Consider the following 11,976-nt stretch of genomic DNA (forward strand, 5'->3'; position numbering starts at 1 on the left):
ATGCATAGAAAAGATCTGAGGTGAATGCTACTATATTGGCGTATACAATCTATGGTTCTCAAATTCAGGAAAAGTAGGAACTTTCCATGATCAGTTACCATAGGAAAAATGAGGAGGAAAATGTACATGGTTAAGGTACGATGGAAAAAACTGATCGTCATGCTTATGGTGATCTCATTGCTCCCCTGGGGTACTGTGCAGGCGAAGGCCAAAGGAAATGCGGCGCCGGATAACTGGGAACAGCTGAAGGGAATGCTGGCGCAGTACGGCGGTACATGGGAACAGCCCGACTTTAGCGGGGCAATCACTAATTTGATGCCAACAACCGCTCTGCTGGGAAATGGCGATATGGGAGCCGTCTCCTATGGGAATTCGCGCGAAAAGACTTATCTGATTACGAAGGGGGATTTTTGGAACTGCGGCGATCTGTCTACCAACCAGTTAAGCGGGACCAATCCCAAGAGAATTTCCCCGCTGACGGTTGGGGGACTTTCGATCCGGGAAAAAAGCGGCGAAGATATTTCGTTGGAGCCAACGGTTACGGCGTGCGGATTTATAGACGATTCTGATCCCGCCTGGAGATACAAGCCGGAAGGTATTCTCGACGGCAAGATGAGCGCGGATAATGAAACATGGGCATGTAAAGAAAATCATGGAGTTTCAGGGGAACATTGGTTTCAAATCGACTTAAAACAAATCAAAAAATTATCTTCTTATACGCTGTATCATCAGGGAGCATTTAACGCAGCCGGAAGCGCCCACAATACGGTGGACTTCACAGTAAAAATCAGTACAAATGGCGAGGATTGGACGGAAGTACAGAAAGTAAACGGGAACACCTCCAAGGTAACACAGAAGGATTTTGATGAACCCGTTGAGGCGAAATATGTAAGGGTTGAGATAACAAAACCCTCCTCAAGAGATCATACTGCGAGAATACCGGAAATGAAGCTCGTGACAGAAGAAGTGCAGGTTTCTGTCGACGCATGCGGCTTTATAGATGATCCGAATCCTAACTGGCAGTATAAACCAACCGGTATTATCGACGGAAAATGGTCCGCAGACAATGAACTGTGGGCTTGTAAGGAAAATCACGGAACCCTGGGAGAGCACCATTTTACCATTGATCTCGGTTCCGAAAGGGTATTGAAAAAATATACGATCTATCACCAGGGCACCTTTAGTTCTGCGTCCACGGATCGGAATACCAGAGATTTTACAGTTTCTGTCAGTACGAATAAGGAACAGTGGACCGAAATTGAGAACGTAACGGGCAATGAAGCTAATGAGACGACGAATGTCTTACCGGAAGCCGTCAGGGCCAGATATGTCAAAGTGCATGTTACGGATCCGGCTGCCAGAGAGGGAGATGAAACGGTCCGTATATGCGAGATGAAGCTCTATGATGATGAGGGGACCAACCTTATTACCGGCGAAAAAAGCGATTCGGCATTTCAGGAGCATCAGGACATTACAAATGGGGTACTGACTACGGACATGACATTTTCAGATGTTCCGGTTACGATGAACACGCTGGTGTCGGCAAATGAGAACCTGATGATAACGGAAGTGACATCAAACGGCGATCATCCCATCGAGCTGGAATCAGAGATCTGGACAAACAACGACGTAGCTTTATTCCCGACAGAATCCAATGTGGATGGAAATCGTATCTGGGCTGCCAGAAAAAGCTCCAATCAGGCAAAAGAGAACGAGATATCCTGGACGTCTGAGGTGGCTCTGTACGCACAGGTACTGAACGCCAAAAATGTGCAGGCCGTAAAGTGTGATGAATCCGGCTCCAAACTGACCTTTACTCTGGAACCAGGCAACACGGTATATCTGGTAACTTCTGCCGGAGGCGGCGGTAAGACATACAATCATCTGGATGAGCTGGCTGGACCGGATCCAAAACAGGAAGCCGCGGATCTGCTGGATCGTGCGGGCACTGAGGACGCGGTTGCAGACATCAGGCAGAACAGCTTCAACTGGTGGCAGGACTATTGGATGAAATCCTACATCAACATAGGGGATGATCTGTTACAAAAATACTATTATGGTTCTCTCTACCAACTGGGAGCCGGCGCAAGGGGCGACAAACTGCCGCCCGGTATATTCGGAATCTGGAACACCACGGACGGAGCCATGTGGAATGGCGATTATCACATGAATTACAATTATATCGCCCCGTTTTATGGAATATATTCCAGCAACCGCTGTGAAATAGCAAGATCTGTGAAAGACCCGCTGCTGGATTATATGGAAGAGGGAAAGAGAAGAGCGAAGACAGATATTGCCAAAATATTCCCGAACTACATAAATGGCGGGGCGGGAACTGCCGATTCCGGCGTGACCTTCCCGGGCAGAGAGGATCTGAAAGACGGAATCGACGATGCGGTCCTCTATCCGGTGTCGCTTGGGCCCTGGGGAACATCCGCATGGCAGGATGCCAACGGCGGATATCTGATGCAGATGTATAACGCTCCTTTTTCCAGCCAGGCAATTACCGCGTATTATACCTATACGCAGGATGCGGCATATCTTCAGGAAGTTTATCCGCTGCTGCTGGCGGAGGCGAATTTCTTTGAGAAATGGTGTGAAAAGGAAGAGCTTGATTCCGGTGAATACCGGTATAATATCTGGACAGGCGCCCATGAAGATACGTTTGACTTAAACGCGCCTACGGCGACGGGAACCGTCAAAAACATTTTATCCTGTCTCCTTGAGGGGACGAAAGCGGGTGCGATCGATCCTCCCGCTGATAAGGTGGCCGTATGGGAAGATATGTATCAGCATATGGCCGATATACCCATTGAGACTTATACAAACGGAAGCTTCAGCAAGCCGGTCATCCCCTTAAGTGAAAAAGGGGTAAAGCTGTGGCCCGGTTCTGCAACCGTTAATCTGGAATTTATCCATCCGGGCGAGCAATTGAATTTTGACTCTTCTCCGGAGCTGTTGGAAGCCGCCAGGAATTCCGTGGAACAAAAAGAACTGGTCAATTCCAATATCTGGAACCAGATTAATAACACGCCCAAGATTTATGTTCAGGCCATCCGGGCCGGGTATTCTCCTTCCTATGTCATGGAGAAATTCAAAACCCACCTAAACGCGATGGAAAAGAACTTTGCGGTGGTAGATGGGTATCACGGGATCGAAAAAGCCGGAGGCATCGAATTTATAAATAACATGCTGCTGCAAAGCGCTGACGGGATTATCAAAGTATTTCCGAACTGGACAGGAGCGGATGCCGGTTTTACCTCTCTAAGGGAAAAAGGGGCATACCTGGTGTCATCGTCTCTAACAAATCAGACGGTCGACTATGTGGATATCATCAGTGAAACCGGAAATCCGATACAACTGATATGTCCCTGGGAAGGCGCGCAGGTCACGGATGAAAATGGTGGCATTGTAGAATTTGAATATCTGGAGACGGGGAATTCGAAGGAAAAATATATAAAATTCCAGGCAGAAGCCGGTAAGAGCTATCATGTAATACAGGGTGATACGCCTGTCGTACCGGACAAAACCGCTTTACAGGATTTGTACAATTCGTCGCTTGAGAAAAACGAAGAGACCTATACCGGACAGAGCTGGTTGGATCTCATCGCTGCCAGGGAAGAGGCGGAGAATGTCCTTTCTAATCAGGACGCGGACCGGGACATGATCACAGCTGCATATGACAAACTGGTAGAGGCGATACAGGCACTGATCGAGAGAGCGGATCTGACCGAACTGCAGGGCCTTTATGACCAGCATCTGCCGAAGCTGGACGAAGAAAAATATACGCAGGACAGTCGAAACATCCTCCGGGAAGCGTTGGAAAATGCGGCGAATATTATAGGAAAAGGAATCGAGGCCGGCAGAAAGGAAGCGCAGGAAGCTGCAGCCGGTATAAGACAAGCCGTTCTGGATCTTGAGTTTCAGGATATTGACTATGAAGCATTGCAGGAAAAGATAAAGGGGGCGGAAGAGATTCCGCAGGATAAGCTGACCGCCGGCTCTCTGGAGAAACTATTGGCCGCTTTGGAAGAGGCGAAGAAGATCGTTCCGGAAGCTGCTAAGGAAGAGCTGTGGAATGCGGTGAACAGTCTCATGTCTGTCGTCAACGAATTAGAGTATATGGCCGACTTAAAGGGACTGCAGGCACTCTATGATAAACTCTTTGCAGAGTCAGGGACATGGACGGATTATACCGATGAGACTGTGGCGATCCTGCAGGGATTCATGACGCAGGCGGAAGCTCTGCTGAGCCGAACGGATCTCACCTCAAAAGACCAGGCAAATATCGATGATATAGCAGCGAAATTAGAGCAGAGCGCCAAGGGGCTGATTCTCAAGCCCGCGGATAAGGCGGTTCTGGAGGAAGCTATATATAGAGCGGAGTCCATCGACTACACGATCTATACGAGTTCTTCCGTGTCAAAAGTGAGCGCTAAGTTAAAAGCGGCGAAAGAGCTGTTCATCAATACCGAACTGACGATCCGGGACCAGCAGAAGGTTCAGGATATGGCCGATCAATTAAACATTGCCCTGGATGCGCTGGACAAAAGAGCGGATAAGGCAGCGCTTAACAAGCAGATAGCGCGGGCAGAGTCGCTTTCTAAAGATGAATATACAGCAAATTCATGGAAACTGTTAAGTGATGCACTGGAAGCCGCCAGAAATATTCACAATGATGACTCCATCGGAGAGTCCGGCCAGGACCGGGTGGATCAGGCGGTTCAGCAGCTGACTGATGCTATAGATGGTCTTAAGAAAAAGCCCCTGGAGCCGGAACCGACTCCCACCGTGAAACCGGAACCTTCTGTACAGCTGGAGATCCAGCACGGTAACAACGTACCGGCTCTAAATCTTGGCAAAGACGCCGATCTGTCCAGGGCATTTCTGAGCGAAGAGGAGCAAAAGATGATGGCGCAGGGCGTCAGCGCGACAGTCCGGATCCTCATTGAAAATGCCAATACCAAAGCGGAAGAATTAGAGCAGCTCAACCGGGTCCTGGGTGAAAACAATCTGGCAGATATCTGGAATATTCAGATCCTCAAGCGAATCGGGAATGGCCAGGAAAGCGGGGTTCATATACTCAATCATCCGATAAGATTCACGCTGGAGATTCCCGAGAACCTCAGAACCGGTACCGCTTCACGTAAATTCTATCTGTACCACCTTACAGAAACAGGTATCGATATACTGGAAGATCTGGATCAGGATGCCAATACGATCACAGTGGAAAGCGGAGAATTTTCCCTATATGCACTGGTTTACAAGGATGATAAGCAGAAGGAGGAAACCACCGATGACAAACCTGTATCCAACGACAGCGGTTCAGGGGATAACAGCGCCGTTGATCCGGCTCAGACCGCGGATAACTCACCGCTCCTTATCTATATCATTTTGATGGCGATTTCCATACTGGCCGCTGCTGCCTGTTATATCACCAGAAAAAGTCATAAAATAAAGGAAAAGTATTGATAGGTGTTTGGGATATCTAATCCTTCCCGCCGTAGTGCGATCCCCGCGGAGCGTTTTATTTCATAGGAGCACTTTCCTATGAAATAATATTCCCACAGGAATCAAGGATTTGTTATACTTGATACTCCTGTGGGAATTTTCTTTTCTCTAAATAATCTTCTGTCCAGCGTCGGCTATGGCTTCCTTAAACGGCAGCGTCGGCTCTCTGAAAGGAAGGATAGCGCTGTTGTAAATTGTACTGTTAGGTTTACTGCCGGATATCCACCAGGCCCATGTCCAGACTGGAGTCTGAGAATTCATAGGTACCGCCATAGGTGTCCAGGTTCAGATACAGCATACCCAGTTCGTTTTCGTTAACCACGTATGCGATATGGACGGTTGCGGTCTCACCTGGTTTGATGCTGTTGATATAGTTTTTGTTTTCTGATCCGCCCAGGACATCATGGTAGGGCATTTCCAGATTCTGCAGCGGGCTGGTCCCGGAGCTTACGTTCCATTGGTCGCCGTCCTTGGGCGTCTCACCCTGGTAGATGGCGTAGTTGTCTGTATTTTCCTGTATTTTCATAAGGCTTGCGAAATACAGGACGTCCTTTAGCTCGGTACCACCGGTATTTTGGTATTCTACCGTAACATACACCAGTTTTTGAGGGACTTCCCGGGTTTCTATGATTTCGTCCAGGGAATCTACGCCATTTCCGGTTTTTATATAGTTGATCGTGTTGGGAAGCAGCTTCCCGCCGGCATCAACGGCTCCGTCGAATGCGCTGTCCATGTAGGCCGGTTCCAGAAGGCTTACATCGTCTGTAATCTGTACATCGGTTACTTTAATCTTCAGATTAGACGCCAGTTCAGAATCCAGGGAATCTGAGGGAGAGAAGGAATCACCTATTTTGTGGACGTTCTGCATTTTTTCTTTGGGTACGGTAAGGCACATCTCCCATTCGCCGGATTCGCTTAATTCTTCGTTCTCCTTCACGGAAGCGGCATAGTCGCTCCATGCAAGAGCAGATGTACCTTCACTTCCGTCTTCGGCCGGGGTCAGACGGATTCCTTCGGCTATCTTCAAGGCCTCTTCCCTGGTTACATCCTCACCTACGAACATCTGGACAACGTGATGGACTTCCGGGAAGGAAAGGTAGATTCTCTGGTTAAAATTAATACTGCCGTCGTTTCCTTTCTGCATTTCCAGGTAAACACCATCATGTCCTCCGGCCAGGATATTCTCACTGTTCAGGACCCCTGTATCCAGTACCCGGAATGCGTCGTCTCCCTGGTCCATACTATAAAGGACAATACTTACCCCACCGATATGCAAAGTATCGGCGTAGCTGTATTTCCCTTCTTCCGTCCGGACCATTCCTTCGGGGAGATAATCGACTTCTAATGTTACAGAAGGTATATTAAGCGGAGTGGACTGACCCTGTGCCTGTGTTCCCGCTTCCGTCACGTCCGCCTTCTGAATCGTGGTCTCTACCGCATATTCTCCCGCCGCTTCCCGGTTCATCTGGTATAGCTTAACTCCCGCGAATACGGTGGTTCCCAGTATCATCACGGCTGCTGCGGATGCTACTGCGATCTTAGCGACCGAAAAATGGGGTTTCACGGTTTTTATCTGCTTTGCTACTTCCCGTTCTACCATAGCTCTCATATCTACCGGCATTTTGGGGAATTCCTGTTTCATGTCTTCTAATCTCATCACAGCGCCTCCTTAGCTTCCAACTCATTTTTTAATCGTGCTCTCGCTCTGGCCAATCGGTTTTTGACTGCACTTTCCGAGAGATCCAGCAGCTGCGCAATCTCACGGACGTTATATCCATCTACATAATACAGGATGATGGTCAGTCTCGCGTCCCTGGGCAGCAGGCCGACTGCCTCGTACAGATCGGAGTAATCCCTGGTCTGTGCCTCCATATCTTCCGGCATATAGCTTTCCAGCGAGACGATCCGTTTTTCTGTCCTCATAATCTTGTAGCATTCGTTGATCAGAATTCGGATCAGCCAGGTCCGGGCATAGGCATCTGATTTCAATGCGTGTAATTTTGTAAATGCTTTCACGATTGCTTCCTGTATGGCGTCCGCACAGTCCGCGTCGTTGCGCAGCAGCGTCCGCGCCACATGATACATGGTGTCCTCGGAAGCAATGATCAGCTCTCCTAATTGTTCCTTCTTCATGTTTGTCCTTCCTGCCGGCCGGCATTTCTTTTTGTTTCATAAGTTAGATGCACGAAGGGGGGATTCGGTCCCATGGATTTTATTATTTTTGACTTTTATGGTCCGGGAAGAACCCTGGGGGCGGGATGGGGGACTCCTGTTTCGGGCGGCGGGGCGGGCTTCTGGCCTTTGGCGGGCGGAGGGCTGTTTGCTGGCAGCTGCTAAGTGGAATCCGGCGGGCAGACTCAGGACCCGGTCCAATTCACCGGAAACGCATGATGCGTTTCCAGTTCAGTGGACCTTGCCCGTCGGACGTGAAGTCCGCCGGGCATCCTGAGTCTGCCCGCCGGATTCCGCTAAGCAGCTGCACAGCCGCCCTATGCCCGCCAAAGGCCAGAAGCCCGCCCCGCCGCCCGAAACAGGAGTCCCCCATCCCGCCCCCAGGGTTCTTCCCTGCATTGGTGAAGGCTAAGTAGTTAATGCGTAATATTTTTACATGTTGATCTCATAAGTTTGTTCATGTTAGGTCGTATTTTTAGGGATTTGCCCTGTAGCAGTATTAGATTCTGCCTTTTACGTCCGTGTATGATATCTGCCAGCTTATCAGGGATTTGCTATTTGGGCTGCCAGTTCCAGCAGTTTTTCTTTGTCGTTATAGTCCGGATTATCCAATACTGTGTTTAATAATCTGCGGAGGGTTTCTCCGACAAGGCGGCCCTGGGGATAGCCAAGGGCCAGCAGGTCTTTTCCGTCTACCGCCAGATCTTTTAGAATTACACATTGGCCTTTGGCCAGAACTGTATGATATAGTCCGGTGATCTGGGCTAGTTTTTCCAGGCGGGCTTCGATAAGCGAAGGGTTCTGAGACAGGTAGTCGGCCTTCCTTACCTGAAGGAAAAGAGGAAAATATTCCGGGCCGATCTGGTTCATCGCCCTGCGGACACTCCTGGCATTGGGGGCCAGCTGATAGTCGTGGTATTTGACCAGATGGGTGACCGTGTGTACCGTGTCGTTGTCAAAGCGAAGACGGTTCAGGATCGTTCTGGCCATGCGCTCTCCCTGGACGGCATGTTTGTAAAAGTGATCGGTTCCGTCGGCATCCGTAGTTTTGGTTACCGGTTTGGCGGCATCGTGGAGCAGCATGGTGAGGCGAAGTACCTTATCTGCCGGAACCATCTGGATCGACTTCAGAAGATGTTCTCCTACATTATAATTATAGCCGGGATGATTCTGTACCGTTTTCATACAGTTGTCGAATTCCGGCAGGATCACGGCTGTAATCCCCATGTCATAAGCCTGCCGGAGAGTCTCCGGATGGTCGGAGACCAGCAGCTTGACCAGTTCGGTCTGGATTCGCTCCACACTGATATAGACCAGGTTCGAAGCCATACTGCGGATGGCGCGGCAGGTGTCCTTCCCGATATGGAATCCAAGCTGAGCCGCGAAGCGGACCGCTCTTAAGATGCGCAGGGCATCTTCGGTAAAGCGTTCCGCGGGATCGCCTACACAGCGGATGGTTTTATTTCTAAGGTCGTCAAGGCCGCCGAACAGGTCGATCAGGCCGGCTTCCTCATTGTAAGCCATGGCGTTGACCGTAAAATCCCGGCGTTTCAGATCTTCTTCCAGTTTTTTGGTAAATTTTACTTCTTTGGGGTGGCGGCTGTCCTCGTATTCCCCGTCGATGCGGTATGTGGTGACCTCGAAATTCTCCTTATTCAGACGCACCGTAACCGTACCGTGCTGTATGCCCGTATCTATGGTGCGTTCGAATATCTGCTTCACCTGAAAAGGAGTCGCAGACGTGGTGATATCCCAGTCTCCCGGCTCCTTTCCCAAGATAGAATCCCGGACACAGCCGCCTACGGCAAAGGCTTCATGGCCCTGTGCCGCCAGTGTTTGCAAAATCGTGCTTACTTTTGCAGGCAGTTGTATCTTCATATTCAATTACTCCTATATGATTCTCTTACTTTTCCTTATTATAGTTGATTTTTACCTGGATAAACCGGAACTAAATTTTTAATACGCTTTGCCCCAGTATACCATGGTTTTTGCGGGTTTTCCGCAGCATACGCAGGTGTCCGCGATATGCTCCTGCTCGAAAGGCATGCATCTGGAGGTGGCGGTGGTGTCTTCCTTGATCTTCAGCTCACATGCCTCGTCCCCGCACCACATGGCTTTGACAAAGCCAGGTTTGCTGGCGATCAGGTCTTTGAATTCCTCGTAGCTGGCTGCCTGATAGGTATGAACATCCCGGTGGGCTCTGGCACGCTCCAGCATTTCCTGTTGCATAATTTCCTGAACCTGGACGAGCTTTGTCTCGATCTCATCTAATGATACTACGATCTTCTCTCTGGTATCCCGGCGGACGATAACCGCCTGGTTGGCTTCCAGATCCTTCGGGCCGATCTCGATCCGGGTGGGGATGCCGCGCATCTCCTGTTCGCTGAACTTCCAGCCGGGGCTCTTATCAGAATCGTCTACCTTTACGGAGAAGGTCTTAGCAAGGCGGTCTCTCAGTTCATAGGCCTTGTCCAGAACACCTTCCTTGTGCTGGGCGATGGGTACGATCATGACCTGTACGGGAGCAATTCTGGGCGGCAGAACCAGGCCGCTGTCATCGCCGTGTACCATGATGATCGCTCCGATGATTCTGGTGGACATTCCCCAGGAAGTCTGGTGGACATACTGGAGTTTATTATCCTTATCCGTATACTGGATATCAAAGGCATGGGCGAAACCGTCACCAAAGTTATGGCTGGTGCCGGACTGCAGCGCCTTGCCGTCGTGCATCAGGGCCTCGATGGTGTAGGTGGAGTGGGCGCCGGCGAATTTTTCTTTGTCTGTTTTCTTCCCTTTGATCATCGGGATCGCCAATATCTGCTCACAAAAATCCGCGTATACATTCAGCATCTGGATCGTACGCGCTTCGGCTTCTTCTTCGGTAGCGTGAGCCGTATGGCCTTCCTGCCACAGGAATTCCATGGAACGCAGGAACGGTCTGGTTGTCTTCTCCCAGCGCACTACCGAACACCACTGATTGTACAGCTTGGGAAGATCCCGGTAGGACTGGATGATATTGGAATACATATCACAGAACAATGTTTCGGAGGTGGGGCGCACACACAGGCGCTCCTGGAGCGGTTCCATGCCTCCATGGGTTACCCAGGCTACTTCCGGCGCAAATCCTTCTACATGGTCTTTTTCCCGCTGCAGCAGGCTTTCCGGAATGAACAGCGGCATATATACATTCTCAACGCCGGTTTCTTTGAACCGCCGGTCTAATTCTTTCTGGATGTTTTCCCAGATGGCGTAACCATTGGGGCGAAGGATCATACAGCCTTTTACATTGGAATATTCTATCAGCTCCGCTTTTTTTACTACATCGGTGTACCATTGCGCAAAATCTTCCTCCATGGAGGTGATGGCTTCCACCAGTTTCTTTTCTTTCGCCATGATCTTTTCTCCTTTATAAGTTCTCCTTCCTTTAATTATTACTATCCGTTAAGATTTGTCAAGTTCTTTCAAAAGAAATTGATGCGTTTTTGTTATCATTTATGATTAACTTTGGTAAGTGGGGAGTATTTGACAAAGGGTCGGGATGGGAGGGATGGGGTACGAACCTTAGTATAATGGGAAAGGGGACATGTCCATTTCGGTTTGGCCATGTCCCCTTTTGTCATTCAGTATAGACTGGCTGCATCACAGCCTGTGATGATTCTTATACCAGCTCATAGAGGCCCGGTTCTGCATTTTTCCATTGTGTAAAGACCCTGCTCGTCCAGGACTTTTCTATTATCCTTGTATGTATAACCCATTTTTTAAAATTGGCAGACGGTTATGGATGCGCCGATTTCTATTCGCTTGGCTCTCCGAAACGGCTCATCCTGCTCCAATGTATCAATGATAATTCTTCCAATGCCCTGCCCCTGGTATTCCGGAAAAACAAAGATGGTCACCAAACCGCATTCCTTCAAACTTCCATCCAGACTTTTAATAGACCGGTGCCTATAAGGTTAGGACGACTTTTTTGTCAAAATATCTCCGGATCTATTCCTGCGGTCCGGCCGTCTTATGCTTGGAAAGCGGCATAACGTGAATATTAGCGCGCTGCTCATTCTCTGCCCAGTAGATATCGTCTGCCATCTTGGCTTCCGGATTGAACTCCACACCTTCGAAGATATGCTTCACAAAGGTTTTGTATCCGGCCCGGTCGATCAGATGGCCGCCATGCAGGTATTCCGGTTTGTAATCCAGAGCCCAGGCGGAGAATTTCTGCCAGTTGGCGAACATGCCCAGCAGCACATCTTCCGTCACCCAGTTCAGGAACAGCTTCCCGGCACGGGGATTCTGCTT

At 49.5% G+C, this 11,976-nt stretch carries 6 protein-coding genes and 1 pseudogene; 1 reads left to right on the plus strand and 6 read right to left on the minus strand.

Annotated elements, in window-relative coordinates; genetic code table 11:
- Window positions 1–126 precede the first annotated feature (126 nt).
- Window positions 127–5,472, plus strand: a complete 5,346-nt coding sequence (locus ABC831_RS09135; RefSeq protein WP_343247835.1) for a discoidin domain-containing protein — start codon at window positions 127–129, stop codon at window positions 5,470–5,472.
- Between the two features lie 247 nt (window positions 5,473–5,719).
- Here the strand turns inward: ABC831_RS09135 and ABC831_RS09140 are convergent, their stop codons facing one another.
- From ABC831_RS09140 to ABC831_RS09160, 6 genes and pseudogenes are all read right to left on the minus strand, one after another.
- A complete protein-coding gene (locus tag ABC831_RS09140; RefSeq protein ID WP_343247836.1) occupies window positions 5,720–7,168 on the minus strand; it encodes a DUF4367 domain-containing protein in 1,449 nt (482 codons plus the stop codon).
- On the minus strand, window positions 7,168–7,644 hold the full coding sequence (locus ABC831_RS09145; protein WP_343247837.1) for an RNA polymerase sigma factor: 477 nt from the start codon (window positions 7,642–7,644) through the stop codon (window positions 7,168–7,170). Before ABC831_RS09145 ends, ABC831_RS09140 begins: the two co-directional genes overlap by 1 nt.
- A gap of 582 nt (window positions 7,645–8,226) precedes the next feature.
- Window positions 8,227–9,561, minus strand: coding sequence for a CCA tRNA nucleotidyltransferase (locus ABC831_RS09150; protein ID WP_343247838.1), 1,335 nt, complete (start codon window positions 9,559–9,561; stop codon window positions 8,227–8,229).
- 78 nt (window positions 9,562–9,639) lie between these two features.
- Entirely contained in the window at window positions 9,640–11,076 is a 1,437-nt protein-coding gene (gene proS / locus ABC831_RS09155) for a proline--tRNA ligase (protein ID WP_343247839.1), read from the minus strand.
- Between the two features lie 365 nt (window positions 11,077–11,441).
- On the minus strand, window positions 11,442–11,597 hold the full coding sequence (locus ABC831_RS26505) for a GNAT family N-acetyltransferase (protein ID WP_425524577.1): 156 nt from the start codon (window positions 11,595–11,597) through the stop codon (window positions 11,442–11,444).
- Between the two features lie 73 nt (window positions 11,598–11,670).
- Window positions 11,671–11,976: pseudogene (locus ABC831_RS09160) on the minus strand (sulfite reductase subunit C); the annotation flags it as partial.

Source organism: Diplocloster hominis (genome assembly GCF_032380655.1).
In the GTDB taxonomy this organism is placed as follows: Bacteria; Bacillota; Clostridia; order Lachnospirales; family Lachnospiraceae; genus Diplocloster; species Diplocloster hominis.

Coding starts and splice junctions, on each gene's coding strand:
- ABC831_RS09145 (WP_343247837.1), bottom strand. CDS start 7,644: ATGAAGAAGGAACAATTAGGAGAGCTGATCATTGCTTCCGAGGACACC.
- ABC831_RS09140 (WP_343247836.1), bottom strand. CDS start 7,168: ATGAGATTAGAAGACATGAAACAGGAATTCCCCAAAATGCCGGTAGAT.
- ABC831_RS09135 (WP_343247835.1), top strand. CDS start 127: ATGGTTAAGGTACGATGGAAAAAACTGATCGTCATGCTTATGGTGATC.
- ABC831_RS09150 (WP_343247838.1), bottom strand. CDS start 9,561: ATGAAGATACAACTGCCTGCAAAAGTAAGCACGATTTTGCAAACACTG.
- proS (WP_343247839.1), bottom strand. CDS start 11,076: ATGGCGAAAGAAAAGAAACTGGTGGAAGCCATCACCTCCATGGAGGAA.